Origin of the sequence: Mesorhizobium sp., assembly GCF_017306585.1 — a bacterium.
Lineage (GTDB): Bacteria > Pseudomonadota > Alphaproteobacteria > Rhizobiales > Rhizobiaceae > Mesorhizobium.
The window spans coordinates 1-26,647 of record NZ_JAFKIC010000198.1; the positions used below are offsets into that span (position 1 = coordinate 1).

Annotated in this window: 27 protein-coding genes and 1 pseudogene; 16 read left to right on the forward strand and 12 right to left on the reverse strand. The window is 63.5% G+C overall.

Annotation, left to right across the window (positions count from 1 at the left end; translation table 11 throughout):
• A pseudogene (locus J0I79_RS24240) lies at positions 1 to 132 on the forward strand (ABC transporter permease); the annotation flags it as partial.
• Positions 133 to 171: 39 nt separating this feature from the next.
• Entirely contained in the window at positions 172 to 1,143 is a 972-nt protein-coding gene (locus tag J0I79_RS24245) for an ABC transporter substrate-binding protein (RefSeq protein WP_292865124.1), read from the forward strand.
• A 69-nt stretch (positions 1,144 to 1,212) separates the two neighbouring features.
• Here the strand turns inward: J0I79_RS24245 and J0I79_RS24250 are convergent, their stop codons facing one another.
• Entirely contained in the window at positions 1,213 to 1,671 is a 459-nt protein-coding gene (locus tag J0I79_RS24250) for an Lrp/AsnC family transcriptional regulator (RefSeq protein ID WP_292865127.1), read from the reverse strand.
• A 121-nt stretch (positions 1,672 to 1,792) separates the two neighbouring features.
• Here J0I79_RS24250 and J0I79_RS24255 point away from each other — a divergent pair, with 121 nt between their 5' ends.
• Together J0I79_RS24255 and J0I79_RS24260 are read left to right on the forward strand one after the other, a co-directional pair.
• Positions 1,793 to 3,076 (forward strand): cystathionine gamma-synthase family protein, encoded by a 1,284-nt coding sequence (locus tag J0I79_RS24255; RefSeq protein ID WP_292865130.1) that lies wholly within the window; start codon positions 1,793 to 1,795, stop codon positions 3,074 to 3,076.
• A 139-nt stretch (positions 3,077 to 3,215) separates the two neighbouring features.
• The gene (locus J0I79_RS24260; RefSeq protein ID WP_292865133.1) at positions 3,216 to 3,659 is read left to right on the forward strand and encodes a CHRD domain-containing protein; all 444 of its coding nucleotides are present in this window, start codon (positions 3,216 to 3,218) and stop codon (positions 3,657 to 3,659) included.
• Between the two features lie 357 nt (positions 3,660 to 4,016).
• Here J0I79_RS24260 and J0I79_RS24265 read toward each other — a convergent pair whose 3' ends face one another.
• From J0I79_RS24265 to J0I79_RS24275, 3 genes are all read right to left on the reverse strand, one after another.
• A complete protein-coding gene (locus J0I79_RS24265) occupies positions 4,017 to 5,666 on the reverse strand; it encodes a thiamine pyrophosphate-binding protein (RefSeq protein WP_292865136.1) in 1,650 nt (549 codons plus the stop codon).
• Entirely contained in the window at positions 5,663 to 6,838 is a 1,176-nt protein-coding gene (locus J0I79_RS24270) for a CaiB/BaiF CoA-transferase family protein (protein ID WP_292865139.1), read from the reverse strand. Before J0I79_RS24270 ends, J0I79_RS24265 begins: the two co-directional genes overlap by 4 nt.
• 82 nt (positions 6,839 to 6,920) lie before the next feature.
• Positions 6,921 to 7,853, reverse strand: a complete 933-nt coding sequence (locus J0I79_RS24275; protein WP_292865142.1) for an alpha/beta hydrolase — start codon at positions 7,851 to 7,853, stop codon at positions 6,921 to 6,923.
• A gap of 186 nt (positions 7,854 to 8,039) precedes the next feature.
• Here J0I79_RS24275 and J0I79_RS24280 point away from each other — a divergent pair, with 186 nt between their 5' ends.
• Entirely contained in the window at positions 8,040 to 9,047 is a 1,008-nt protein-coding gene (locus tag J0I79_RS24280; RefSeq protein WP_292865145.1) for a ribonuclease, read from the forward strand.
• 93 nt (positions 9,048 to 9,140) lie between these two features.
• Positions 9,141 to 9,752, forward strand: a complete 612-nt coding sequence (locus J0I79_RS24285) for a hypothetical protein (RefSeq protein ID WP_292865148.1) — start codon at positions 9,141 to 9,143, stop codon at positions 9,750 to 9,752.
• Between the two features lie 9 nt (positions 9,753 to 9,761).
• Here J0I79_RS24285 and J0I79_RS24290 read toward each other — a convergent pair whose 3' ends face one another.
• On the reverse strand, positions 9,762 to 11,048 hold the full coding sequence (locus tag J0I79_RS24290; RefSeq protein WP_292865151.1) for a GGDEF domain-containing protein: 1,287 nt from the start codon (positions 11,046 to 11,048) through the stop codon (positions 9,762 to 9,764).
• Between the two features lie 256 nt (positions 11,049 to 11,304).
• Here J0I79_RS24290 and ettA point away from each other — a divergent pair, with 256 nt between their 5' ends.
• The 4 genes from ettA (at position 11,305) to J0I79_RS24310 (ending at position 15,545) form a co-directional block, all read left to right on the forward strand.
• Entirely contained in the window at positions 11,305 to 12,954 is a 1,650-nt protein-coding gene (gene ettA, locus J0I79_RS24295; protein ID WP_292865155.1) for an energy-dependent translational throttle protein EttA, read from the forward strand.
• 46 nt (positions 12,955 to 13,000) lie between these two features.
• Positions 13,001 to 13,771 (forward strand): trans-aconitate 2-methyltransferase, encoded by a 771-nt coding sequence (tam, locus tag J0I79_RS24300; RefSeq protein ID WP_292865158.1) that lies wholly within the window; start codon positions 13,001 to 13,003, stop codon positions 13,769 to 13,771.
• A 170-nt stretch (positions 13,772 to 13,941) separates the two neighbouring features.
• Positions 13,942 to 14,271 carry a hypothetical protein gene (locus tag J0I79_RS24305; RefSeq protein WP_292865161.1) on the forward strand — a complete coding sequence of 110 codons (330 nt, stop codon included), beginning with the start codon at positions 13,942 to 13,944 and terminating at the stop codon, positions 14,269 to 14,271.
• Positions 14,272 to 14,423: 152 nt separating this feature from the next.
• Positions 14,424 to 15,545, forward strand: a complete 1,122-nt coding sequence (locus J0I79_RS24310; RefSeq protein ID WP_292865164.1) for a beta-ketoacyl-ACP synthase III — start codon at positions 14,424 to 14,426, stop codon at positions 15,543 to 15,545.
• Between the two features lie 9 nt (positions 15,546 to 15,554).
• Here the strand turns inward: J0I79_RS24310 and J0I79_RS24315 are convergent, their stop codons facing one another.
• Positions 15,555 to 16,121: an isoprenylcysteine carboxylmethyltransferase family protein gene (locus J0I79_RS24315; protein ID WP_292865167.1), complete on the reverse strand. Its 567-nt coding sequence runs from the start codon at positions 16,119 to 16,121 to the stop codon at positions 15,555 to 15,557.
• Positions 16,122 to 16,244: 123 nt separating this feature from the next.
• The gene (locus tag J0I79_RS24320; RefSeq protein WP_292865170.1) at positions 16,245 to 16,667 is read right to left on the reverse strand and encodes a hypothetical protein; all 423 of its coding nucleotides are present in this window, start codon (positions 16,665 to 16,667) and stop codon (positions 16,245 to 16,247) included.
• A gap of 124 nt (positions 16,668 to 16,791) precedes the next feature.
• Between J0I79_RS24320 and J0I79_RS24325 the strand changes: the two genes are divergently transcribed.
• Both J0I79_RS24325 and J0I79_RS24330 read left to right on the forward strand, forming a co-directional pair.
• Positions 16,792 to 17,430 (forward strand): TetR/AcrR family transcriptional regulator, encoded by a 639-nt coding sequence (locus tag J0I79_RS24325; protein WP_292865173.1) that lies wholly within the window; start codon positions 16,792 to 16,794, stop codon positions 17,428 to 17,430.
• A 5-nt stretch (positions 17,431 to 17,435) separates the two neighbouring features.
• Positions 17,436 to 18,053, forward strand: a complete 618-nt coding sequence (locus J0I79_RS24330; RefSeq protein WP_292865176.1) for an MOSC domain-containing protein — start codon at positions 17,436 to 17,438, stop codon at positions 18,051 to 18,053.
• Between the two features lie 50 nt (positions 18,054 to 18,103).
• Here J0I79_RS24330 and J0I79_RS24335 read toward each other — a convergent pair whose 3' ends face one another.
• Complete coding sequence (locus J0I79_RS24335) at positions 18,104 to 18,943, reverse strand: SDR family oxidoreductase (RefSeq protein ID WP_292865178.1); 840 nt, start codon at positions 18,941 to 18,943, stop codon at positions 18,104 to 18,106.
• 134 nt (positions 18,944 to 19,077) lie between these two features.
• A complete protein-coding gene (locus J0I79_RS24340) occupies positions 19,078 to 20,034 on the reverse strand; it encodes a D-amino acid aminotransferase (protein WP_292865180.1) in 957 nt (318 codons plus the stop codon).
• Positions 20,035 to 20,191: 157 nt separating this feature from the next.
• Between J0I79_RS24340 and J0I79_RS24345 the strand changes: the two genes are divergently transcribed.
• Positions 20,192 to 20,701: a hypothetical protein gene (locus tag J0I79_RS24345; protein WP_292865184.1), complete on the forward strand. Its 510-nt coding sequence runs from the start codon at positions 20,192 to 20,194 to the stop codon at positions 20,699 to 20,701.
• Positions 20,702 to 20,710: 9 nt separating this feature from the next.
• Here the strand turns inward: J0I79_RS24345 and J0I79_RS24350 are convergent, their stop codons facing one another.
• On the reverse strand, positions 20,711 to 21,025 hold the full coding sequence (locus tag J0I79_RS24350; RefSeq protein WP_292865187.1) for a DUF2293 domain-containing protein: 315 nt from the start codon (positions 21,023 to 21,025) through the stop codon (positions 20,711 to 20,713).
• Positions 21,022 to 21,561 carry a tRNA (N6-threonylcarbamoyladenosine(37)-N6)-methyltransferase TrmO gene (gene tsaA, locus J0I79_RS24355; RefSeq protein WP_292865190.1) on the reverse strand — a complete coding sequence of 180 codons (540 nt, stop codon included), beginning with the start codon at positions 21,559 to 21,561 and terminating at the stop codon, positions 21,022 to 21,024. Before tsaA ends, J0I79_RS24350 begins: the two co-directional genes overlap by 4 nt.
• A gap of 208 nt (positions 21,562 to 21,769) precedes the next feature.
• Here tsaA and J0I79_RS24360 point away from each other — a divergent pair, with 208 nt between their 5' ends.
• Both J0I79_RS24360 and metF read left to right on the forward strand, forming a co-directional pair.
• On the forward strand, positions 21,770 to 22,777 hold the full coding sequence (locus tag J0I79_RS24360; RefSeq protein WP_292865203.1) for a metalloregulator ArsR/SmtB family transcription factor: 1,008 nt from the start codon (positions 21,770 to 21,772) through the stop codon (positions 22,775 to 22,777).
• Positions 22,777 to 23,694 carry a methylenetetrahydrofolate reductase [NAD(P)H] gene (gene metF, locus J0I79_RS24365; protein ID WP_292865194.1) on the forward strand — a complete coding sequence of 306 codons (918 nt, stop codon included), beginning with the start codon at positions 22,777 to 22,779 and terminating at the stop codon, positions 23,692 to 23,694. The genes J0I79_RS24360 and metF overlap by 1 nt, the downstream gene beginning before the upstream one ends.
• Positions 23,695 to 24,172: 478 nt before the next feature.
• Here the strand turns inward: metF and J0I79_RS24370 are convergent, their stop codons facing one another.
• Complete coding sequence (locus tag J0I79_RS24370; RefSeq protein ID WP_292865197.1) at positions 24,173 to 25,090, reverse strand: DMT family transporter; 918 nt, start codon at positions 25,088 to 25,090, stop codon at positions 24,173 to 24,175.
• 201 nt (positions 25,091 to 25,291) lie between these two features.
• On the opposite strand from J0I79_RS24370, the gene J0I79_RS24375 reads away from it, so the two are divergent.
• Entirely contained in the window at positions 25,292 to 26,512 is a 1,221-nt protein-coding gene (locus J0I79_RS24375) for an alanine racemase (RefSeq protein WP_292865200.1), read from the forward strand.
• Positions 26,513 to 26,647 lie beyond the last annotated feature (135 nt).

A 26,647-nucleotide genomic window follows, 5' to 3' on the forward strand; every position in this document is an offset into this window, starting at 1 on the left:
GGACGGATGAACATCGACATGGTCTGGGCCGAAATCGCAGTTGCAGCCCTTGCGGGTTCGGTCTTTTATGGCGTGGTCGCTCTTGTCGAAAGAGCCGTCACGTTTTGGCATCCCTCTGTCCGTGGTGGATAGGGGCGGTGGGTTTGGGTGCTAACTTCAGAGGGTAAAAAGATGAAAAGACTGATTGTTTCACTTATGGCCGGTGCGATGTCGCTGGCCGCCTTCCAGGCGATGGCGGCCGACAAGGTGACCTTGCAGCTGAAATGGGTCACGCAGGCCCAGTTTGCCGGCTACTATGTCGCCAAGGCCAAGGGCTTCTATGACGCGGAAGGCCTCGACGTCGACATCAAGCCGGGCGGTCCCGATATCGCGCCCGAACAGGTAATCGCCGGCGGCGGCGCCGACGTCATCGTCGACTGGATGGGCGGCGCGCTCGCTGCCCGCGACAAGGGCGTCATGCTTGTCAACATCGCACAGCCCTTCAAGAAGGCCGGCATGGAACTGGTCTGCCCGAAGAACGGGCCGATCAAGACCGAAGCCGACTTCAAGGGCCACACGCTCGGCGTCTGGTTCTTCGGCAACGAATATCCGTTCTACGCCTGGATGAACAAGATCGGCCTCAAGACCGATGGCGGCCCGGACGGCGTCACCGTGCTGAAGCAGAGCTTCGACGTACAGCCGCTGATCCAGAAGCAGGCGGACTGCATCTCGGTCATGACCTACAACGAATACGGCCAGGTGCTGGATGCCGGCTACAAGCCGGAAGACCTGGTCGTCTTCAACTACTCGGCCATGGGCAACGATCTCCTGGAGGACGGGCTCTACACGCTTGAGGACAAGCTCAAGGATCCTGCCTTCTCCGACAAGATGGTGCGTTTCGTGCGCGCCTCGATGAAGGGCTGGAAATACGCCACGGAGAACACCGACGAGGCAGCCGGGATCGTGGTCGACGGCGGCGGCCAGGACGAAAACCACCAGAAGTTCATGATGAAGGAAGTGGCCAAGCTGATCGACAATGCCGACGGCAAGCTGATTCCGGCCGCCTACGAACGCACCGCCAAGGCGCTGCTCGACCAGAAGATCATCACCAAGGAGCCGACCGGCGCCTACACCACGGCGATCACCGACAAGGCGATCCAGTAACTTGCCGTCAGAGCATGTTGCCTGACGGCCCATGCTCAAACGATGATCGGGAACGGCGCCTCGGCCATGTCAGAGGCGCCGTTCCTTTATGGTGTTCATGACAAAGCTGGTCTCGATCGAGGCGACGCATTTCAGCCGGGCGATCTTGGCCTTGATGAAGCTCTCATACTGTTCGAGGCTGCCGGTCACCACCTTCAGAACATAATCGCGCGAACCGGTGACGAGATGGCATTCCAGCACCTCGTCCCAGCCACGGATCGCCTCCTCGAACATGACGATCTCGTCCTCGTTCTGGCGGCTGAGCCTTATGGTGGCGATAGCGACCATGCTCCAGCCGAAGGCGGCGGGATCGACGAGCGTGGTGTAGCCCCTGATGACACCGGTTTCCTCCAGCCGCCGTACGCGCCTCAGGCAAGGCGACGGCGACAGGCCGATACGCTCGGCAAGTTCGTTGTTGGTGATGCGGGCGTCGGCGCGCAGTTCATGGAGTATCTTGCGGTCGAAATCATCAGCTATCTTCTGCTGCACCTTGCGTCTCCTTGGGCAATTCATTGCGGAGAAGCAGACATGGAGGCCCGAAAATAGCAAGGACTGCATCGCCGGCATCGCATAAATTGCGGCTCGAAACTCCTCGAAAGCAGGGAACACCATGACCGCGCCGCGTCCTTCGAAAACCCATATCGGCAACCATAAGCTCCATCCCGAAACGCTGATGCTGGGCTATGGCTTCGATCCGCAGCTTTCGGAAGGAGCGGTCAAGCCGCCGGTGTTCCTCACCTCCACCTTCGTCTTCAAATCGGCAGAGGAGGGACGCGACTTCTTCGACTACACATCCGGCCGCAAGGAGCCGCCGTCCGGCACGGCGTCCGGCCTTATCTATTCGCGTTTCAATCATCCCAACAGCGAGATCGTCGAGGACCGGCTGTCCGTTTATGAGGGCACGGACAGCTGCATCCTGTTTTCATCAGGGATGTCGGCGATTGCCACGACGCTGCTGGCCTATGCCCGTCCGGGTGACGTCGTCCTGCATTCGCAGCCACTCTATGGTGGCACCGAGACGCTGCTGACGCGCACGCTTGCCGGTTTCGGCATCGGTGCCGTCGGCTTCGCCAACGGCGTCGATGAGGCGTCGGTGCGCGCGGCCGTGAATGTTGCCGCCGCCAAAGGCCGGGTGTCTGTCATACTGATCGAGACGCCGTCCAATCCGACGAACACCCTGGTCGATGTAGCGCTTATGCGGCAGGTCGCCGACGAGCTCGGCTCAAGACAAGGTGTGGCGCCGATCGTCGTCTGCGACAATACGCTGCTCGGACCTGTCTTCCAGAGGCCGATAGAGCATGGCGCCGATATCTCGGTCTATTCTCTGACCAAATATGTTGGCGGTCACTCCGACCTGATCGCCGGCGCTGTGCTCGGCGGCAAGGCGGTGACCAAGCCGATCAAGGCGCTGCGCGGCGCGATCGGCACGCAACTCGATCCGCATTCCTGCTGGATGCTCGGCCGCTCTCTGGAAACACTGTCCATCCGCATGGAAAGGGCAAACGACAATGCCCGGCTGATCGCCGAATTCCTGCGGGATCATCCAAAGGTCGAGAAGGTGCATTACCTGCCCTTCCTGGAGGAGGATACGGCGGCGGGGCGTGTCTACAAGACGCAATGCAGTGGCGCGGGCTCGACATTCTCCTTCGATATAAGGGGCGGGCAGAAGGCCGCCTTCGCGTTCCTGAACGCTCTGCAGATCTTCAAGCTGGCGGTGAGCCTGGGCGGCACGGAATCGCTGGCCAGCCACCCTGCGGCCATGACGCATTCGGGCATTCCGTTCGAGGTGCGGCAGCGCATCGGCGTGCTCGAAACGACGGTAAGGCTGTCGATCGGCGTCGAACACCCAGACGATCTGATCGCTGACCTGACGCAAGGGCTGGCAGCGGCCTGAAAGACACTGGGAATTGCCCTTTTATGCGCCGGTCACAAAAACGTGTGCCGGGATTACATTGCGCCGCCCGATCGTTCACGTTGAGGCATGCGCGCGCCGGGGAGCCGCGACGCATGCGACAGCCACTTGGAGGTTCTACATGCGCAGACAATCCTTTCTGCCGGTGTTTTCGGCACTGGCCATCTCGTCCGCTTTGCTTTTCGTCTCGCCGGCCCTGGCCGAGGTGGTGAAGTACAAGGCAACGCTCGACGGCAGCCAGCAGAGCCCGCCCGTCACCACCAAGGGCAAGGGCACCGCGACTTTCACCTTCGACACCACCAAGAAGAAGCTCAGCTGGAACGTGAAATATTCGGGCTTGAGCGGACCGGCGACGATGGCGCATATCCACGGCCCGGCCGAGATGGGCGCGAACGCTCCGCCGGTTATCCCGTTCAAGGGCAAGATCAAGAGCCCGATCAAGGGATCGGCGACGTTGACCGATGCGCAGGCTGCCGACCTCGAGGCCGGCAAGTACTATGTCAACGTCCATACGGCCGCCAACAAGGACGGCGAGATTCGCGGGCAGATCGACAAGGCGATGTAGTTCGCGAAGGCAGCGCCGCAGGGCGCGCGCGTGGCTTTCACTGGTCGCGCGTGCGGCCGTAGTGCGAATTGTCCTCAAATGTCCTTATTTGTCCGCTGCGGCAAACGGCGTGAACACCTAGTTTGCCTCGGCATCATGGATCGCGACAACTGACCGTCGCCTTCGGGGACACGCTGGGCAATGATAGCGGCCCGGCAATGCAGACCTGCTGGCTTACGGGCCCTTCCTGCTCTGGCAGGCCGTGGACAGCAGTTGGAGCCAGTCCCGCTCGCGCGGGCTGGCCTTCAAACTCCAGTACCCCAACGGGGCAAGGGCAGCCCCGTTTTTTTCTTCAACTTTTCCAGGCTTTCTCGGTACTCAAGCCTTGTCGCGGATCTGCGTCATCGTACGGGTCGGCGTGATCGCCTCCGGATCGAGCCGGATTTCTACGATCGCGGGCTTGCCGCTGGCACTGGCGCGTTCGAAAGCCGGCGCGAAATCCGCCGTCTTTTCCACCGTCTCACCATGGCCGCCATAGGCGCGTGCGAGCGCGGCGAAGTCAGGGTTTTTGAGATCGGTGCCGACGACACGCCCGGGATATTCGCGCTCCTGATGCATGCGGATAGTGCCGTAGATGCCGTTGTTGACGACGATCACCACGATCGGCAGGTCGTATTGCACGGCGGTGGCGAATTCCTGTCCGTTCATCAGGAAACAGCCGTCGCCGGCAAAGGCGACCACGGTGCGGTCGGGATAAAGCGCCTTGGCGGCGACCGCCGCCGGCGTGCCGTAGCCCATCGAGCCGGAAGTCGGCGCGCCTTGCGTGGCAAAGCGGCGGAAACGGTGGAAGCGGTGCACCCAGGTGGCGTAGTTGCCGGCGCCATTGGTCAGGATGGCGTCTTCCGGCAGCGCCTTTTCGAGATAGGTCATGATCGGTCCCATCTGGACCGCGCCAGGACCGGTTTGCGGCGGCGTCGACCAGTCGAGATAGGCGGCATGCAGTTTGGCGGTTTCATCAGCCCATGCCGGCGCGGCGGCCGGCTTGCGCCTGGCGAAGGCTTCGACGAAGGCGGCAGGCGAGGCGTTGATGGCGATTGTCGGCCGGTAGACGCGGCCAAGCTCGCCGGCATCGGCATGGACATGCACCAGCGCCTGGTCGGGATAGGGGCTCTTCAGCAGCGTGTAGTCGGAAGACGGCATCTCGCCCATGCGGCCACCGATCAGGAGGACGACGTCGGCCTGCTTGATCGCCGCAGCCAGCTTCGGGTTGATGCCGATGCCGACGTCGCCGGCATAGTTCTGGTGCAGATGGTCGAACAGCATCTGCCGGCGGAACGAGCAGCCGACCGGCAACGACCACGCCTCTGATATGGCCTGCATCCGCGCCACAGCCTCGGCATCCCAGCGCGTGCCGCCGAGGATAACGAAGGGATGCCTGGCGTTGGCCAGCAGCATTTCCAGCGCGTCGAGCTCCGTGTCACCGGGGCGCGTCTCCACCGGCGTATGCGGAAGCGCTTGCGGCGCCTCGACCTCGCTGGTCAGCATGTCCTCCGGCAGCGAGATGACGACGGGGCCGGGGCGGCCCGACGTCGCCACGGCGAAGGCACGGGTGACGAATTCGGGAATGCGCGAGGCGTCGTCGATCTCGACCACCCATTTGGCGATGTCGCCGAAGAACCTGACGTAGTCGACTTCCTGGAAGGCCTCGCGCTCCTTGGCGTGGCTGGCGACCTGGCCGATGAACAGGATCATCGGCACCGAATCCTGCATGGCGATATGGACGCCGGCCGAGGCGTTGGTGGCGCCGGGGCCACGGGTAACGAAACAGATGCCGGGCTGGCCGGTCAGCCGTCCCTGGCAATCGGCCATCATGGCAGCCCCGCCTTCCTGGCGGCAGACGATGGTGCGGATCGAGGAGTCATGCAGCGCGTCGAGCACTGCGAGATAGGATTCGCCGGGCACGCAGAAAATGCGGTCGGTGCCGTTGGCTTCGAGCGCGTCGACAATCAGTTGTCCGCCGGTCTTCATTTTCCAGACTTCTCCAGTTCGGCAAGGATTTCCTGCGTGTGCTCGCCAAGCCGCGGCGAGGGGCGCTCATAGACAAGCGGCGTGCCCGACATGACCATCGGCGCGCGCACCGAGGGCAGGCGATTGCCATGGCCGTCATCGAGGTCGAGCCGCATGCCGCGCGCGATCGTCTGCGGATCGGCGAACATCTGGCCGATATTGTTGATCGGGCTCGCTGGCACGCCGGCCGCCTCGAGTTTCGCCAGCAACGGATCGCGATCCCAGGTCTTCAGCGCTTCGATGATGCGGGCGCGAAGGTCCACACGGTTGGCGACCCGGGCTGGATTTGTGGTGAAATCGGGATTGCCGGGCAGTTCATCCAGCCCGACCACGGCGCAGAACTTGGCGAACTGGCCGTCATTGCCGATGGCCAGGATGATGTGACCATCCCGGACCGGTAGCCCTTCGTAGGGCGCGATGTTCATATGCGCGTTGCCCATCTGCACCGGCGGCTTGCCGGAGACGAGATAGTTGAGGTTCTGGTTGCCGAGCGCTGAAATCTGGGTGTCGAACAAGGCCATGTCGATGTGCTGGCCTTCACCGGTCTGCCCGGCATGGCGCAGTGCCGCCTGGATGGCGATGACCGAATAGAGGCCGGTGAAAATGTCCGATATGGCGACGCCGGCTTTTTGCGGCTCGCGGCCGGGCTCGCCGGTGATCGACATCATGCCGGCCATGGCCTGGATGATGAAATCGTAGCCGGCGCGCGGCGCGTAGGGGCCGTCCTGGCCGAAACCGGTGATGGAGCAGTAGACGAGACGCGGATTGATCTGGCGCAGGCTGGCATAGTCGAGGCCGTATTTCTTCAGGCCGCCAAGCTTGAAGTTCTCGATCAGCACATCCGCCGTCGCAACCAGCCGGCGCACCGTTTCGGCGCCTTCCGGTGTGGAGAAATCGATGGCGATGGAGCGCTTGCCGCGGTTGCAGGAATGATAATAGGCGGCCGACAGGTTCTCGCCGTCATGGCTCGTGACGAAGGGCGGGCCCCATTTGCGGGTGTCGTCGCCGCCATCCGGGCTCTCGACCTTGATGACGTCGGCGCCAAGGTCGGCGAGCAGCTGCCCGGCCCAGGGCCCGGCAAGGATCCGGGCGAGTTCGATGACGCGGACGCCTCTCAGCGGGGGTTCAGCCATGGATCACCAGAAATTGGTCGGAAACGCAGCCTCTATCAACACCTTGTGCCGCTGTCACGGTTCTTGCGATGGGCCAAGGCCATTACTTCTCAAGCACGCCGTCGGCCCAGGCAGCGAAATCATCCATGATGGCGTCGCGGTTCACCTCGTTCAGGCTTTCGTGGCGGGTGTCGGCGTAAACTGTTGAAACGAGATTCGAAAACCCCATCGCCCGCATCCGTCTGGCGAGATGGGTGATGCCCTTGCCGTAGTCCGAAGCGGGATCCTTCTCGCCACCGACGATGCTGACGGGGAGATCGCGGCGGACATTGGCGAAGGCGGCATCCCTGCCGCCGTTCAGCGCCATCGAGACCACGTCGCGCCACATCGAGATCGATGCATCCCAGCCGCACAGCGGGTCGGCGATGTATTTCGCCACCTCCGCCTCGTCGCGCGACAGCCAGTCGAAAAGCGTGCGGTGGTTGGGCACGGCCTTGCCCCAGGCCTGGAAGGTCAGCTTCGGCAGCAGGCGGGAGGGGACGTCCGAACCCAGCCGCATGCGTTCCCAGCCAAGGATGCCCAGGGCTACCTGCCCAAGCAGGCCTTGGGAAAAATTGCCGTTCCAGATGGCGGCGGCATGAATACGGGACGAATGGCGCAGAAGATAGTTCAGCGCAACGGACGCGCCCATGGAATGGCCGAAGAGGATGACCGGCAGGCCCGGATGTTCGCCGGCGATGAGATCGTGGACGGCGTCGACATCGGCGATCACCTTGGCGGGGCCGTCCTTGTCGGCGAACCGGCCGAGGGGCGCTTCGGGCGCCTTGGTGTGGCCATGGCCGCGATGGTCGTGGACATAGATGTGAAAGCCGCGCCGGGCGAGGAAATCGGCGAAGCGGCCGTAGCGCGCGGCATGTTCGGCAAGGCCATGATTGATCTGGATGACAGCGCGCTGGCCGCCTTCGGCTTCTTTGACGAACAGATTGAGATCGGCGCCGGTCGGAGAGCGGACCATGCGCTGCTGACTGAATGACATGCCGCCTGATCTCCCGTGCCCGCTTTTCTTGTTGTCGGCGTTGTTTGCGCCGGTGCCGGTTTTGCGTCAATCCACCGGGCTTGCTTTCCCGTGACGATGTTTCTTGCCTTTGTTCAACAAAATATCGCAATTCTGACATGGAGACAGCGGCAGTCTGTCGCCCACTTTATTCAGCGGGGATTTTTAATGCGCATTGCGTTTGTTTTCGGATTGGCAGGTCTGGCGGCATCGCTGGCAGGGGTCGCACATGCCGAGGTCAAGATGAGCGGCAGTTTCGTCGCCGATGCATCCTGTCCGGCGACGCAGGCGATCAAGAACGGCAAGAATCCCGGCAATGTCTCCACCGATGCCGGGCAGAGCTACCAGCTCCTGGCCGGCAACAAGGACACGCCGACGCACTATCTCATCGTGGTGCCGGGCGCCGATCCTGAACGCCGCTGGGTCAAGGTCAGTTGCGGACATCTGTCGGGCAGCAATGCCGCCGTAGCGCCGGCGGCGCCGGCTGGGCAGGGAAAGCCCGCGGCTTCGGGAAAGCCCGAATATGTCTTCGCCTTGAGCTGGCAGCCGGCATTCTGCGAAACCAAGTCGAACAAGCCCGAGTGCAGGGCGCAGAACCCGAACGAATTCGACGCCACCAATTTCACCCTGCACGGTTTGTGGCCGCAGCCGAACGGCAATTTCTATTGCCAGGTTTCGTCCGGCGACAAAGCCAACGACAACCCGGCCCACTGGCAGGATCTGCCGCCGGTCAACCTCGATCCCGCCACTCGCGCGGAACTGGACAAGGTGATGCCGGGCACGGCCTCGAAGCTCGAACGGCATGAGTGGATCAAGCACGGCACCTGCTACGGCAAGAGCCAGCAGGAGTACTTCTCCGACGCGCTTAACCTGATGCGCGAGGTGAATGGTTCGCCGGTGCGCGATCTCTTCGCAAAGAACATCGGCGGCAAGCTGACGGCCGACCAGATCCGCGGCGCCTTCGATCAGGCCTTCGGCGCTGGGGCAGGTGACCGGGTGCGCGTCTCCTGCCTCATCGATCCGTCGAGCGGTCGCCGCATGATCGGAGAATTGACGCTCGGCCTCGCCGGCCCGATCGGGCCGAACAGTTCGCTCAAGGACCTGTTGCTGGCCTCTGTGCCGACCAACAAGGCCGGTTGCCCGGTGGGCGTGGTGGATCCGATCGGATTTCAGTAAGCGCGAGGTAGCCCTGCCGGCAAGCCGGCGCGGCTGTCGCGCGTCTGCGAAACGGTGCTATGCTGCCCCTGACTTCATTGGGCGGGGGTTGCAATGGATGGCATCACCGGTGGCGCGCTGGCGCGGCTGGCCTTCTGGGCCAAGGGCATGGTTTCCATCAACGATGCCCGCATGGAGTGGCCGGGCTTTTCCTACAGCGAAGCCGAGTGGGCGCGGATGCGCACGCTGTCGGCGCCGATCGGCGCCGGCACCTACCAGCTGTTCACCTGGGTCAACGCCGCCATCTTCATCGTGATAGCCGCGATCGGCATCGCCGGCGTCTTCCTGCCGCTGGCGACGGTGCTGTTTCCCATACCGGCGCAAACCAGCGCGTTGAAATTCTCCCTGCTGCTCGCCGCCTGCGCCTTTCTCATCATCGGTCTCGGCCTGCCGGTTTCGATGCGGCTTTCGGCCATGCTGGTGGGCGGCAGGACATTGCGTGCCGCACTGGTCCCGGCAGCCGGCGACGAAGCCTTGGCCGCCAAAGTGTCATGGCAGATCAACCGCATCATGCTGATCATGTGCGGCCTGCTGGTGCCGGGCATCCTGCTGTTCATTGCTTACGACATCCAGGCCGGGCCGATCATCACGGCGCTGAAATGGCTGGCGATCGCGCTGATGGCGGTGTCCACGGCGACCGGCATAGTCCGGCAGCGGCAGGGCTAGGAACTGGATTTAGATCTGCGCGGGTTTTGTCCAGGCAATCGCGGCGTCGTGCTCGTTGCCGCCCGGCTCGCCGACAACGCGGTCGCGCCCGGTCGACTTCGCCTTGTAGAGGCGCTGGTCGGCGAGCGCGAACAGGTCGGACAGGCAGCGCGTCGTTTCGCTGACGGTGGAAACGCCGGCGCTGACGGTGACGCCGAAACGGCTGGTCGCGGCCGATGCCTTTACCGCATTGCGGATGCTTTCGCCAAACAGGCGGGCGACGGAATGGGGGCGCGAGCTCAGTATGGCGAACTCTTCGCCGCCGATCCTGAAGACCTGGTCCTGCGCGCTTGCCGCCTCGCCGAGCACGGCTGCTACCGCTTTGAGAACCTTGTCGCCCTCGGCATGGCCGAAGCGGTCGTTGATCGACTTGAAATGGTCGACGTCGACGATCAGCAGGCTGAGCGGCCTGGCCGTGCGCAGGCTCGCCTGAACCGCAGCCTCGCCATCGCTGTCGAAACGGCCGCGGTGCAGCAGGCCGGTCAGGCCGTCGCGGCCGACATGTTCGACAAGCGCCTCATAGCGCTCGCGATAGGTCAGCGTCTCGAAAATGTCGGTCAGGCCGCGCGGCACCTGGATGTCGCGAGCCTCGAACCATTTGAGATAGGCGACGAGCATGGCGCTGAAGGCCAACGCCGCCGCCATCTTGGCGAACCAGCCGCCGAAGAAGACGGCGATCGGCGCGCCGGCGACGAAATGCAGCGCGGTGAAGAAGCCGGCCTGATCGAAGGTGAGCACGCAGGCGACGCAAATCAGGATGCGCGCGAACTGCGCCTGGCGAAGATAGCGGCCGAGCTTCTCGTAGAGCAGGATGAGCAGGATGGCGTCGACGAACAGCAGCGTCGTGCCCCAAACCATCAGCCAGCCCATCTCATCGATGAAGCCGATGTCAGGCGATTTGCCGTCGGGCAGGGGGGCGATGACATGCATGCGCAACAGGAGCACCAGGCCGATCATCAGCGCGTTACCGAGCAGCAGGCCGTAGATCGGCTGGCGCACGGTGGCGGCGTCCTCCTTGATGTAGAGCAGGAGCAGCATCACGAGCTTGCCCGAAAACATCACCGCCGAGCCGGGCGACACCATGCCGAACGGCAAGGCGACGTAGAAGACGCTGGCGAGATAGGTTTCGAGGAAATGCATGACGCCGAGCGCGCAGACGAAGACGCCGAGGCCGATGCGCTTGCGGAAGCGGAAGAGCGTGACCATGACGCTGAAGTAGACGACCGCTTCGGCAAGGAGCAGGACACTGTTCAACACTGCCGTCGATCCATTCTCTCGCGCCAGGAATCACGGCAAACCAGCGATTCCACCCCGATCCTGTTTTGACGCGCAAGGGTTAACCAGATATTTCCGCACGCCTGAAGGCGGTGGAAAACTTCAGCGGCGGCGCACACATATGCGTGTCGGCGGCCGGATCCGGCAAAAGCGATTGCCGTTCGCCGCCGCATCGCCTACATAGCGGCCAACCTCATTCAAATCGGCAAATCCAGTCAGTTTTTCAGGGAAAGCGCGCGTGGCACGCCAGTTCATCTATCATATGTCAGGCCTCTCGAAGGCCTATGGCACCAAGAAGGTGCTCGATAACGTTCATCTGTCCTTCTATCCCGATGCCAAGATCGGCATTCTCGGCCCCAACGGTTCGGGTAAGTCGACCATCCTGCGCATCATGGCGGGGCTCGACAAGGAGTTCCAGGGCGAGGCGTGGCTCGCCGAGGGCGCGACTGTCGGCTATCTGCCGCAGGAACCGCAGCTCGACCCCAACAAGACCGTGATGGAAAACGTCATGGACGGCGTCGCCAAGAAGACGGCCATCATCGAGCGCTACAACGAGCTGATGATGAATTATTCCGACGAGACGGCGGATGAGTCCGCCAAGCTCCAGGACGAGATGGACCGGCTCAACCTGTGGGATCTCGAGCAGCAGGTCGAAATGGCGATGGATGCGCTGCAGTGCCCGCCAGGCGACTCCGAAGTGACGAACCTGTCGGGCGGCGAGCGCCGCCGCGTCGCGCTGTGCCAGCTCCTGTTGCGCCAGCCCGATCTTCTGCTGCTCGACGAACCGACCAACCATCTGGACGCCGAGACCACGGCGTGGCTGGAAAAGCACCTGCGCGACTATCCCGGCTCGGTGCTGATCATCACCCACGATCGCTACTTCCTCGACAACGTCACCGGCTGGATCCTCGAGCTCGATCGCGGCCGTGGCATCCCCTATGAGGGCAACTATACGAAGTATCTCGACGCCAAGGCCAAGCGCCTGATCCAGGAAGGCCGCGAGGACGACGCCCGCCAGAAGTCGATCTGGCGCGAGCGCGAATGGATCCAGTCTTCGCCGAAGGCACGCCAGACCAAGTCGAAGGCACGCATCAAGGCCTATGAGGAACTGGTCGAGCAGTCGCAGAACCGCAAGCCGACCGACACGCAGATCGTCATTCCGTCGAGCGAACGGCTCGGCAATGTCGTCATCGAGGTCGAAGGCCTCAACAAGGGCTTTGGCGATGAACTGCTGATCGAGAACCTGTCGTTCAGGCTGCCGCCGGGCGGCATTGTCGGCGTCATCGGCCCGAACGGCGCCGGCAAGACGACGCTGTTCAAGACCTTCACCGGCCAGGAGAAGCCCGATGCCGGCTCGATCCGCATCGGCGAGACGGTCAAGCTCGGCTACGTCGACCAGAGCCGCGACGCGCTCGACGCCAATAAGACCGTGTGGGAAGAAATCTCGGGCGGCGCCGAGGTCATCAAGCTCGGCAAGCACGAGGTCAACAGCCGCGCCTACTGCTCGTCCTTCAACTTCCGTGGCGGCGACCAGCAGCAGAAGGTCGGCAACCTCTCGGGCGGTCAGCGCAACCGCGTGCACCTGGCCAAGATGCTGAAGAACGGCGGCAATGTGCTGCTGCTCGACGAACCGACCAACGACCTCGACACCGAAACGCTGGGTGCGCTTGAAGACGCGCTGGAGGCCTATGCGGGCTGCGCCGTCATCATCAGCCACGACCGTATGTTCCTCGACCGCATGGCCACACACATGCTCGCCTTCGAAGGCGACGCGCATGTCGAATGGTTCGAAGGCAATTTCGAGGAATACGAGAAGGACAAGCTGCGGCGCCTGGGCGCCGAGGCAGCAGCCCCGCACCGCATGACGCACAAGCGGCTGACGCGGTAAGGATTTCAAGGGGCGGCGAATTTCTCAGGAAACGAGGAGAGCTCCAATGGCTGACTGGTCCGCCGCCCAATATCTGAAATTCGAGGATGAGCGCACGCGGCCTGCGCGTGATCTGGCGGCCCAGGTGCCGGTGGATTTCCCGCGCCGCGTCGTCGACATAGGCTGCGGGCCGGGCAACTCGACCGAATTGCTGGTCGAGCGCTGGCCCGACGCCGAGGTCAGTGGCTTCGATACCTCGCCCGACATGATCGAGAAGGCGAGGGCGCGGCTGCCCAATGTGACCTTCGACCTTGCGGACGCCGCCACATGGCAGCCGGAAAAGCCGGTCGACGTGATCTTCGCCAATGCGGTGTTCCAGTGGCTGCCCACCCATCCGCAGGTGTTCCAGCGGCTGATGGGATTTCTCGCGCCCGGCGGCGCCCTTGCCGTCCAGATGCCCGACAATATGGCCGAGGATTCGCATCGCCTGATGCGGGAAACCGCCGCCGAGGTGCCGTTCGCGGCCAGGATAAAGGGCGCGGCGCGCGCGCCTTTGCCGCCGGTGTCGTTCTACTATGATCTTCTTGCGCCGCTGTCTGACCGGCTCGATATCTGGCACACCATCTACAACCATCCGCTGGCGAATGCCGAGGCGATCGTGGAATGGGTGAAGTCGACCGGGCTGAAGCCGTTCCTCGACCCGCTGGAGGCCGACGAACGCAAGGTCTTCCTGGACAGCTATACCGCAAAGATCGCCAAGGCCTATCCGAAGACGGCCGATGGCAAGGTGCTGCTGCGCTTCCCCCGCATTTTCATCGTCGCCAAACGGGCCGGCTAGGGTATGTCGATCTTCAGGTGAGGCCGGCCTGACCTGAATCGCAACACGTCCTCGGAAGTGAACTGCCTATTCGGCCGCGGCCTTTTCTGTTGCTTGACCTGGTCTGGCTGTCATGCGCAATTCATCTTGCGGGGCCTTGATGGCTCCTGTGGCTGGGGGTGAATATGACAATGAAGAAGTTGCTTTATGGCGGCGGTGTATGCGCGGCGGCGCTGTTGGCGTTTTCGGTTTCGGCTGAGGCCAAGCGGGCACGCTGCTTCACCACGGATGACGGGTATTTCGCCTGCACATACAGGGCGATCGACGATGCCGGCAGCTTCCGCATCTCGGCGCCGGGCTATCCGACCTATGTGCTGGAGATCGACGGGCCGGGCTTCGCCTATGGCTATGTCAATCTCGGCAGCCGCAACGTGGCGTTGCCCGGACAATATGTGCGCAGCCGCGACGACGGCGCCTGCTGGAACAACCCGCAGACCAACACCAAGCTGTGCGCCTGGTGAGCCAGGGTTTGGGCCGGCCTGAAGCTTCGGTTTAAGCCGGCTTAGACGATCGGTTTAAGCCGGCGTAAACTCGCCTGATAGAAAAGTGTTGCGCCGAAGCGTTTCGGCGCCCACATGAAGCCGCAACGCCTGCGGATGGGACGGACTGAAACATGCATCGCGTCATCATCAGCGGCATCGGCGCTGAAATTCCTGAGCCTGTCATCACAAATGAAGAGCTGGTCGAGAGCTTCAACAGCTGGGTCGACATGGAGAATGCGCGCCGCCAGACCACCGGCGAGGCGCCGCTGCAGAAGTCGGACGCCGACTTCATCGTCCACGCCTCGGGCGTGCGCAGCCGCCATGTGATCGAGCGGGAGGGCATTCTGGACCCGGCCCGGATGACGCCGCGCATTCCGGCGCGCCCGGACGATGCGCTGTCACTGGAGGCCGAATTCGGCATCGCCTCGGCCAGGAAGGCACTCGATCATGCCGGGCTCGAGCCTTCGCAGGTCGACCTGATCATCTGCTCGGCCTCGCACCACCAGCGGCCCTATCCGGCGATCGCAATCGAGATGCAGCAAGCGCTGGGAACGGTTGGCGCCGGCTTCGACATGGGGCTTGGCTGCTCGTCCGCCGCCGCGGCCCTGCACATGGCGGTCAATCTGGTGCGTTCGGGCGCGCACAAGCGCGTCCTGGTGACCACGCCGGAGATCATCACCGGCCATCTGAATTTCCGCGACCGGCAGACGCACTTCATCTTCGGCGATGCCTCGGTGTCGATGGTGGTGGAGGGGTTGGCGCAGGGTGACAAGCGGCCCGGGCGCTTCGAGGTGCTCGACACGCGCCTGTGGACGCAGATGTCGAACAACATCCGCACCAATCTCGGCTACCACACCCGAACCGCGCAGGACGATCCCTACATGATCGACCTGGAAGGCAACCTTATCAAGCAGGTCGGCAACAAGGTGTTCAAGGAAGTCACCGTTGCCGGACACAAATTCATCGTCGAATTCCTGGCCGAGCATGGCCTTACGCCTGAGGCCGTCAGGCGTTTCTGGCTGCATCAGGCCAATGCGCGCATGAACGCGATGATCCTGAAGCTGGCGTTCGGCCACGATGTCGGACATGACCGCGCGCCGATGGTACTGGAAAAGCTGGGCAATACGGCGGGCGCCGGCGCCATCGTGGCGCTGTCGGAGAACCATGCAGACATGACGCCCGGCGATTTCGGCCTGATCTGCGCGTTCGGCGCGGGATATTCGATCGGCGGTGCGCTGCTGAGGATGCTTTGAGCCGGTCCTTCAGGCTGGAGCGAAGGGAACCAGCATAGGCACCCGCCTGGCGTAATCGTCATAGGCGGGACCAAGTTCGCCGCGCAGGAAGTGCTCTTCCAGCTTTGCCTTGATGACGACGCCGATGATGAGCAGGGCCGTGCCGGCAATGCCCCAGACCGTGCCCTTGGCCGCCATGGTGGCGAGCACGGCCAGCAGCAGCCCGGTATAGATCGGATGCCGGACCAGCCCGTAAGGCCCGCTGTCGACCACGCGATGATCGGCCTTGGCGGTGATCGAGGCTGACCACAGCCTGCCCAGATGGATGCGCGCCCACCACGCAAAGATGATGCCCGCGGCAACCAGCACGACGCAGACCCAGGCCTCGGCAAGGCTCGGAATCCACAATCTCAATCTGCCCTGATAGCCATGGGCTGGAACCAGAAGCAGGGCGGTGCCCGCCGCCCAGAATATGCGGTAGCGGACTTCCTCCCCGATGGTGGCGCGTTTTTGGGCCGGATCGGCCCACAGCGCCGCCGCGATCCATGTGACCACCCAGATCAGCCAAAGCGCTGCGATTGCCGCTCCGGGACGCATCACGAACCTCCGTCGACCGCCTGGACGCCACCATGAAGCGGGTGCAGCGCGGCGGCAATGCGGCGCTGCACCGGCTTTCGGTCAGAAGATCGTGATCGGCGGGGAGCCGCATCTTCCTGTTCGTCAATGCGCGGCGGCGGTCGCGGCCGCGACGAGCGCATCGCCTGTGTACTGCCGGTCTCCAATGCCCCAGCCGCCGTCGGGCGCGTTGAGGATGTTGATCCAGGTGTTTTCGGGCTTGTGCCCGGGGACGCTGAGTTCGTCGACGATTTTGGCTGCGGCGCCGATGAAGGCATTGCGGGCCTCGATCGAACCGAGGCCGATATTGGGGAGTTTCAGCTCGACCATGACGACGGGCCGATTTTTGCCGCCGGCATAGATGTGATGCGGCGGCAGTATGTGGACCGTGCCGCCGACGATGGCGGTGAAGAACGGATTGCCTGACGCGCCGGAAGCTTCGATCAGGGCGGCGCTGAGGCGCGGCAGGATTTCGCGCTCTCCGGCTGATGTCAGTACGTCTTGGGGCGCTGTTACGGTGATCGGCATCGGACTTTTCCTGTTCCAGGGTTGCATGGCCTCGCCGGCAGCGGTTTCTTCCGGCTTGCCATGTTTCGTATCAATTGTTACGTTACGAGCGTCGGATGAGTCAACAGGTTTCGTAACGATCGATATGAATAATTTGGAAAAGCCTCGCGGCGGCCGGCCGCGCGCCTTCGACCCCGACAGGGCGCTCGATGCGGCGATGCATCTGTTCTGGGAACATGGCTATGAGGCGACGTCGCTGGCCATGCTGCGCGAGGCGATGAGGCTGACGCCGCCGCAGATCTACAACGCCTTCACCGACAAGGAGACCTTGTTCCGCAAGGCGCTGGAGCGATATCACCAGACCGAGATCGGCTTTGCGCTGGAGGCGCTCAGCGCGCCGGTACCGACGCACGAAGCGATCCGGCGCTTGCTAATGGGCGCGGCGGAAACCTATTCCAGGCCGGGCAAGCCGGGCGGCTGCCTGTTCATCAGCGGCGGGCTGGCAACGTCGCCGCAGGCGCAAGCCATTGCCGATGAACTCAAGACCTATCGCAAGGCAAGTGAAGCAGCGATCGCCGGGCGGCTGGAGAAGGGCAGGGCATCGGGCGAATTGCCGGAAGGCTTCCCGGCGGAGGCCTTTGCCAAATATCTCGCCGGGGTCATGAACGGCATGTCGATCCAGGCGCGCGACGGCGCTTCGGCCGAGGAGTTGCGCGTTCTCGCCCGGACCGCTCTTGCGGTCTTGCCGGGCGAGGGGCAAAAGCAGGACCAATCCAAGGACTGAAGCCCATGCTCGATCTTTTCCCGGAGGCCGAAAAGCCGGTCGAAATCATCCCGTCCAGAAAGTTCTCCGCGCGCGCGGCAGCGCTCTACGTCGCGCCGTCGGACCATTTCCAGACACGCCCGGTGGCCGAATTGCGGCTCGGCTTCGACGGCATTTCGGGCGATTTCCACGTTGGGCCGACACGGCGCTCCGGCGGGCGCGAACCCTGGTATCCGCGCGGCACCGAGATGCGCAACGAGCGGCAGCTTTCCATCGTGGCGGCGGACGAACTCGCCATCGTCGCCGAACGGATGGGGCTGGCCGAGATCAGGCCGGAATGGATCGGCGCCAATCTGGTGATCGAGGGCGTGCCGCGCCTTTCCATGTTGCCGGCCGGTACGCTGCTGTTCTTCAAGGGCGGCGTGACCATCAAGGTCGACGCGCAGAACGCACCATGCCGTCTTGCCGGCCGTTCGATCGCCGAAAACGCCGGCATGGCCGACATCGAAGCCGGTGCGCTGCTGTTTCCGAAAACCGCGAAGCGACTGCGCGGCCTCGTCGCCTGGGTCGAAAAGCCGGGAACGATCAAGGCCGGTGAAGAGATATCGGTGCGCGTGCCGGAGCAGTGGATTTATCGGGCTTGAGGGCGGGGCTACGCCGCAATGGAGCGGCGTAGCCGAAACTCGAAGGGGCCTCAGCCCTTGCGGTTCTTCCTGGCGCCTTGCGCCATGACGGAAACGTGGTCCCACTTTTCCCATGTGGCGATGCGGTTGGCATATTCCTGCTTGATCATCGGCAGGCCGCCATCGCCGAAGAACACCCGAAGCGGCGGCTCGGCCGCGTCGACGATGGCCAGCATCGCCGGGCCGGTTGCCTCGGGATCGCCGGCGACGGAATTGGCGCGGCGCTCGGCCATCTTGGCGCGGGCGGGCGCATAGGCCTCGATCGGCTTCGAGATCTTGGCGGAGGCCCCCGACCAGTCGGTGGAGAAGCCGCCGGGCTCGACCAGCGTGACATGAATGCCGAATTCCGCGACCTCGATGCTGAGCGACTGGCTGAAGGCTTCGAGCGCCCATTTCGAGGCGTGGTAGAGGCCAAGCGAGGCAAAGGCGTTGACGCCGCCGATCGACGAAATCTGGATGATGTGGCCGGACCGCTGCGCCCGCATGATCGGCAGGGCCGCCTGGGTGACCCAGAGCGCGCCGAACACATTGGTCTCGATCTGGTCGCGCGCTTCCTGTTCTGAGACTTCCTCGATGGCGCCGAAATGGCCGTAGCCGGCATTGTTGATGACGACGTCGAGCCGGCCAAAGCGCTTGTGCGCTTCGGCGATTGCCGCGTCGACGGCCTTCTTGTCGTTGACGTCGAGCTTCATGGCGGCGACGTTGTCGCCGTATTTCTCGACGAGATCGGCGAGCGTGCCGGCGTCACGGGCGGTCGCGGCAACGCGGTCGCCACGCGCCAACGCGGCCTCGGCCCAGACGCGGCCAAAGCCCTTCGACGATCCGGTGATGAACCAAACCTTTGATGTCATGATGTGGAATCCTTGCCCCTGCGGGCGCAATTTCTGGTGAAAGCGGAGGCTTCTCCGCTTTGGGGCATATACGGTCGATCCCCCGATTTTCCAGAGGCGAGGGGGAATCTTTTTAAGTCAGCCGTCCCGGGCGGTCAGGGGTACTTCACCTGATGGGACCAGGCCGGGTCGTCGTGCTTTTGCCAATAGAGTGCCATCAGCCGGCTGGTGATCGGTCCGACGTTGCCGTCGGCGATTGCCGCGCCGTCGATCCGCGTCACCGGCATGATGCCGCCGGCGGTCGAGGTGATGAAGACCTCGTCTGCTCCACGCAGCGCCGCGACGCTGACATCGGTCGCCGCGGCTGAAAGGCCGGCCTCCGCGCAGAGGTCGAAGACGGTGCGCCTTGTGATGCCGGGCAGCACGCCGATGGCCGGCGTCGACAGCTTCCCGTCTTTGACACAGAAGACGTTGAAGCCCGGGCCTTCGGCGACATTGCCGTTGAAGTCGAGGATGAGCGCGGTATCGGCGCCGCGGTCATAGGCATCGTAGAGGCCGCGCACCAGGTCGAGCCAGTGGTAGTTCTTGATCGCCGGGTCGATCGAGGCCGGCGGAATGCGCACCTTATCGCTGATCGCCACATGCAGGCCGCGCCGCAGCTGCTCGGGATTGGCGACAGAGCCGAACGGCACGGCGAAGGCCATGAACCGGTTGACCGCCTGGCGCGGGTCGCGGCTGAAGGTTGGCGAGGCGCCGCGCGTGCACAGCATTTCGACATAGGCGGCGCGATGGCCCGACAGGGCAACGCAATTGTGCAGGATTTCGCTCACGCCGGTGCGATCGAAAGGGATCGTCATGCGCAGCTTTTCCAGACCGCCGAAGAAGCGGTCGAGATGCAGGTCGAGCCGGAAGAAGCGGCCGTTCCAGACATGGACGGTGTCGTAGGTGGCGTCGGAATGCAGGAACCCCCAGTCCAGCACGGAAATCTTGGCTTGCGACATCGGCAGGTACTGGCCGTCAAGGAAGGCGATGCCGTCCGGATAGGCGTGCGGGTCGACGTGACGGTCGCTGACCGCAGGCAGCGACGTTGTTTGCTGCATTGCCTGGCTCATGGGGCCTCCTGTCGCGCTAGGCGGTTTGGCAGCTTACCGGTGCCGGACAGCAGGTATAGGGCCAATCGCCGGGCGCTGTTCGTCCTCCGCGATGATCTCAGCGATACATTGGATTAGAGTTGCCTTATGATCCGATGGCTCGAAACGGGAGGGGGATATGGGCAGACTTGGGATCGTTGTCGCGGCCTTGTCGATTTTTGCCGCCGCGAGCGAAGCCAGCGCGCAATGCGCGAAGGAGGGCGAGGAACTCTGCCAGAACGGGCAGACCTATCGCTGCGAGAAGACCGGCAGCGAGCTGACGCCGATCTTCCAGAACCTGCCTTGTACGGTGAACGCGCCAGCGGCGTCCCTGAACGGCACCTGGGTCGGCAGCGGCCATCAGAACCCGGCGGGCGATGCCGGCGCCGACTGGTCGATCGCCATGACGATCAACGACGGCGGCGCGTCGATCGATTATCCGTCACTCGGCTGCGGCGGCTCGCTGTCGCAGACATCGAGAGACAACATGTCAGCCGAATTCCACGAAAGCATCACCTACGGCCAGGACAAGTGCATCGATGGCGGCAATATCACCGTGCGGTTCTTCAAGGGAAATCTGTCCTGGACCTGGTTCGGCCAGGCCAATGGCCAGCCCTACAACGCAATCGCGGTGTTGACGCGACAATAGTCGGCGACCTCATTCCTCCTCGTCATCGGCGTCGAGCAGGCGCGTGGCGCGCCAGCGTGTGAGCACGATGTTGGTCTGCTCGATGACGAAGAACCGCGCCGAGTCGCGGTCGTAGCCCTCGGCCAGAAGTTTTTCGTAGTCGGTATGGGCGTGGCGGACATGGGCGATGGTCGCCAGCCAAACGGCGATGGTGGGCGGCAAGGTCTTCATGTGCACGGAGCCGGCGTCGGCACGGATCTTCTCCATGTCGGCGTAAGGCGCCAGAGGCAGAAGCGCCGTCAGTGCCTTGGCGATGGCGCGGCGGCGGCCGGTCGGAGCTGTCATCGCCGTACCCTGTCAGCTTCTTCACGCCCCTCGATGATCGCTTCAGGCCAGGCGTCGGTCGAGGCGTAATAGGGCTTTATGTCGATGACCGGGGTGCCGTCGAGCACGTCGATGGCGTCGATGTCGATGCGCCCGGCGTCGATATCGAGCCGCACCAGCCTCGCCACATGCAGGCCGATCGGATTCGGCCGGGCAGGGGAGCGCAGGCCGAATACGCCTTTGGCTTCAGCCGCATGGCGGGGTTTCTGCACAATCAGATTCCGCGGCGCGTGGTGCAGCCAGGACAGGATGACGATGTGGCTGGCGCGCTCCAGGCCGCGCAGGCCGCCACGGTAAGGTGGCTCAATCGTCAGCGCCGCCGGCTGTCCGGTCTCGCGGGCTGCGCGCATGTTCTTCGGGCAGTTGTCCCGCACCGTCCAGGGCGAGGTGATGCGGCCGATGAAGATCACGCCGCCATCCGGCGGCATCGTCGCCGGGTCGTGGTGCAGCCTCTGCTCGCCCTCGCGCGCCTCGAACATCTCGCGCGGTGCGCTCATCGGGGGCCCTTCCTGGTGATGCATGTGTTGGTGACGAATGTCATGGCCCCAAGACCGCTACACGTTTTTGGGCTCGGTGCACCCAGAAATCACGCGTGCGGCATTTTCTTGTCCGGAAGCGACATAGCGCTTGCAAGGGTCTGAAAATCGACATAAACATATGTTTATATCTTTTTCAAACTGAATGCGCTGAAAAGAGAATATGCCGATGCATGTCGCGCTCGACACCATGGTGGACACATTGAAGGCGGCGGCCGAATCGAGCCGCCTGCGCATACTGGCGCTGCTGTCGCGCGGCGATCTCACGGTCTCCGATCTTACCGAAATTCTCAGCCAGTCGCAGCCGCGCGTTTCGCGCCACCTCAAGCTCCTGCTGGAGGCCGGGCTGATCGGCCGCTACCAGGAAGGGTCGTGGGCTTTCTTCCGCCTGTCGGATGCCGATTCCGCCAGGGATTTCGTGCTCGGGCTGGTTTCCGGCATTCGCGGCGCCGATCCTCAGGTCGAGCGCGATCTCGAACGGCTGGCTTCGGTCAAGCGCAAGCGGCAGGACAGGGCGGCCGAGTATTTTTCGGTCAATGCGGCAAGCTGGGACCATATCCGCTCGCTGCATGTGCCGGACCGCGCCGTCGAGGCGGCGATGCTCAAGCTGGTCGGCAAGCGGCCGTTTCAGTCGATGCTCGACCTTGGCACCGGTACCGGGCGGCTGCTCGAAATCTTCTCGCCGCTCTACCGGCGAGGCGTCGGCATCGACATGTCGCGCGAAATGCTGACCGTGGCGCGCGCCAATCTCGACAAGGCCGGCGTCTCGAACGCCCAGGTGCGGCAGGGCGACATCTTCTCGCCGCCGGTCGAGCGCGATGCCTTCGATCTCGTCACCATCCACCAGGTGCTGCATTATCTCGATGATCCGGCGCGCGCCATCCACGAGGCGGCGCGGCTTTTGCGCCCGGCCGGCCGCCTGGTCATCGTCGACTTCGCGCCGCACACGCTGGAGTTTTTGCGCGACGAGCACGCGCATGCCAGGCTCGGCTTTTCCGACCGGCAGATTGGCGAATGGTTCGCCGAGGCCGGGCTCGATCTCGAGGACAGCCAGGAGTTCGAACCGCGCGGCGGCAACGAGGCGCGGCTGACGGTCAAGCTGTGGCTTGGCCGCGACCGCCGCCTGCTGATCGCCGATCCTTCCAACGATAGCCGGCAGATAAGGGAAATCGCCTGATGAACCAGTTCCGTTTTTCCCGCCGCCCCGACATTGGCGACAAGGTCAGGGTTTCCTTCGAATTCTTTCCTCCCAAGACCGACGAGATGGAGGCCCGGCTGTGGGACACCGTCACGCGGCTGGAGCCGCTGCAGCCGAAATTCGTTTCGGTGACCTATGGCGCCGGCGGTTCGACGCGTGAGCGCACGGCGCGCACCATCAGCCGCATCCTGAAGGAGACCAGCCTGACGCCTGCCGCGCACATGACCTGTGTGGATGCCGCCCGCCATCAGGTCGACGCGGTGATCCAGGAATTCGCCGACATGGGCGTGAAGCGCTTCGTCGCCCTGCGTGGCGATCCGGCCGCGGGCGTCGGCACCGCCTACCGGCCACATCCGGATGGCTACGCCAATGGCGCCGAGCTGGTCGGAGCGCTGAAAGGCGCCGGCGATTTCGACATATCGGTCTCGGCCTACCCGGAGAAGCACCCGGAAAGCCCCGACTTCGCCACCGACATCGACATGCTGAAGCGCAAGGTCGACAATGGCGCGACGCGGGCAATCACCCAGTTCTTCTTCGACAACGATCTCTACGAGCGCTATGTCGAGCGCGCGCGGCGCGCCGGGATCTACATCCCGATCGTTCCGGGCATCCTGCCTGTGCACAATTTCACGCAGGTCGCCAATTTCTCGGCCCGCTGCGGCGCACTGGTGCCGGCGTGGCTCGCCGAACGCTTCGACGGCCTGCAGAACGATCCGCAGACCCATGCACTGGTGGCGTCCGCCGTCGCGGCCGAACAGGTGCTGGACCTTGTCGAGCGCGGCGTGGGCGATTTCCACTTCTACACGATGAACCGGGCCGACCTTGTGTTCGCTATCTGCCACATGATCGGCATCCGCTCCCACGAGGCGGAAACGGCAGGCTCCGCCGCTGCATAAGGAAAGTCTAAATAAGCAAAAGGCCGGGTAAAAACCCGGCCTTTCGAATTGTCTGGACTATTTGGTGCTGGTCTTCCCCGTTCTTGGCGGGTTCAGGGAAGGACGCCCATAATGAGGGCGCCGATGAAAGCAAACGCAGCACAAATCATCAATGCGTTGATTGGCCTCGTAAGTCCCATGACATAGCCTCCTCTTAAAGAGCTATGTCATGGAGTCTAGGTTCATTTGTGCCACAGGCAAGCGGAAAATGTGCTGCATTGCGACGTAATTGCCGGATTTGCGACCTCGCTTTTGCCGTTAGGCGTTGAAACTCCTCGGCAAAAAGGCGCTTCGGACCTGTGAATAAATTGTGGCGGGATGGTGTCGCCAGCGTGTCATGGCAGCGCTACATCAGAGAAAGTCGTCTCGACTTTCGCGTCACCACGGCGCCAACCCCTCCGAGAAGTCGCCTTCGACTTTCGCGTCGGTGCGGTTCTCTTCAACGCCTTCCAAGCAGCCGCCCGTCGATGGTGACGAGGCCCAGGCCGATGAGTATGACGCCGCCGATCTCGAACAGTTCGAGCCGCTCGCCCAGGAAGAGGAAGCCGAGCAGGAGGGCGCTGGCGGGTACGACGAGCGTGACCAGCGAGGCGTTGGTGGCGCCGGCCGACGCGACCAGATTGAAGTAGAGGATATAGGCGAAAGCGGTGGAGAGCAGCGCCAGTGCCAGCACCGCGGCCCACACCGGAGGCGAGGCGGAGAACAGGCCGGCAGGGCCATGTGCGACGAGCACGATCGGGATCATGATGATGGTCGAAGCCGTCAATTGCCCGGTGGCGACGACAGGCGAAGGCACGCCCTTGAAGCGGCGGGCGACCATCAGGGCGACGGCGTAGGACAGGGATGCGCCGATCAGCGCGAATTTGGCCCAGACCGGACCGCCAAGGCCGGCAAGCAGGCCCGGGCCGATCATCACGGCCGTGCCGGCGACGCCGAGCGCGATCCCGGCCAGCTTGTTCCAGGAGAGTTTTTCGTCCGACGTCATCGCATTGGCCAGGATCAGCGTCCAGAATGGCGTCGTTGCGTTCAGCACCGAGGCGACGCCGGCGCCAAGCTCCGTCTGGCCGGCAAAGATAAGCGAGAACGGCACAACGTTGTTGGTGAAGGCCAGCAGGAAGAACAGACCGGCATGAGGCAGGGCAAGGCGGAAGGACGGCCCGCGCAGGCCGAGATAGATCTGCAGCGCGATCGCGGCGATGGCGACGCGAAACAGCACCAGCACCAGCGGGTGGAGCTCCGCGACGGCGATGCGGGCAAAGAAGAAGGAGCCGCCCCAGATCGCGCCGAGCAGCAGCAACTGCCCCCAGTCGGAAAGCGTCATCGGTCCGCGTTGTGCTGAAGTTGCTGATATCGTCATGCCGATCGTCTCCCCCAAACGGCCGGAATGCCGCCGACCGGCACAATCCTTAGCGGGTTCACGGTCCGGCACCACCCGAAACCTGATCGATATCAGTCGGCAAAGGCTAATGCCCGGCCGTCAGCGGCACGAGACACAGAATTGTTTTCATTCGCGGCTAGCTTGGATTAATTGTGCATAGCTGAAGTCAGGGATTCGTCCATGCAGCGATTCGAGAATGCCCGCGAGGCGGCTTTGGCGCTTCGCCCGGACGATCCGGTCTATTGCTTCCGCCCGCAGGTGCTGAAGGCCGATGCCAGGCAATTCATGGGCATGTTCCCCGGCAAGACCGCCTATGCGGTCAAGACCAATGGCGAGCAGATCGTGCTGAAGACGCTGGTCGAGGCCGGCGTCACCGCCTTCGACGTTGCCTCTCCCGGCGAGTTCGCGGCCGTGCGCGCCGTCTCCCCTGACGCCGAAATGCTCTACATGCATCCGGTCAAGGCGCAGTCGGACATCAAGCTTGCGCTTGAGAAATACGGCATCCGCGTCATCTCGCTCGACCATGAGGACGAGATCACCAAGCTGACGCGCGTGGTGCGGGCGCTCGATATCGACCCGGGCGCGGTCAGCGTGTTCGTGCGCGTGCAGACCAAGGGGCATGCCGCCTACGAGCTGTCGAAGAAATTCGGCGCCGGTCCGGCCTACGCCGTCGAACTCGCCGAGCGGCTGAACCGCACCGGCTACAAGGTCGGGCTCTGCTTCCATGTCGGCAGCCAGATCGAGGACCCCGACACTTACGAGCGGGCTCTGGCTTCGGCCGACTGGGTGCGCAACCGGCTGACCTTCGATATTGCCGGCCTCGATGTCGGCGGCGGTTTTCCGGCCGAATACGGAAATGATCCGAACCGCAAGCAGATCGAGATGCCCTCGCTCGGCCAGATCATGTCGCGGCTGTCGGGCGACCTCAAGGAATATCAGTTCGACCAGATACCCCTGGTGGCGGAGCCGGGCAGGGTGATCGTGGCGCGCTGCCTGTCGCTGATCGTGCGGGTGCTCCTGCGCAAGGGCAAGCGGCTCTACATCAATGACGGCATCTGGGCGTCGCTGTCGGATTCATGGACCGGCAAGATCACGCTGCCGGCGCGCTTCATCCCCGATCCGGCGATCCGCACGCGCAACGGCCAGGAGAGCAAGATCGTGCCGTTCAAGGTCTGCGGCGCGACCTGCGATTCCGTCGACATCCTGTCCCGGCCATTCTGGCTGCCGGAAACGGTGGACACGGGCGACTGGATCGAGATCGGCCATATCGGCGCCTATTCGCTGTCGCTGCGCACACGCTTCAACGGCTTCTATCCGGACACCTTCGTCGAGGTGACCACGCCCTTCGACGAGGGCGACGCGCCGCAGGGCTTCGCGAGTTTGGAGACGATGGCGGATTAGCGAACGAGGTAGGGCAGTATGGGAGTAGGGCAGTAAGGCAGTAGGGGAACAGGAAAAGGCTTGGTTAAAGCCTATGGCTTCGGACAATCTTCTACTGCCCTACTGCCCTACTGCCCTACTGCCCTACTGCCCTAC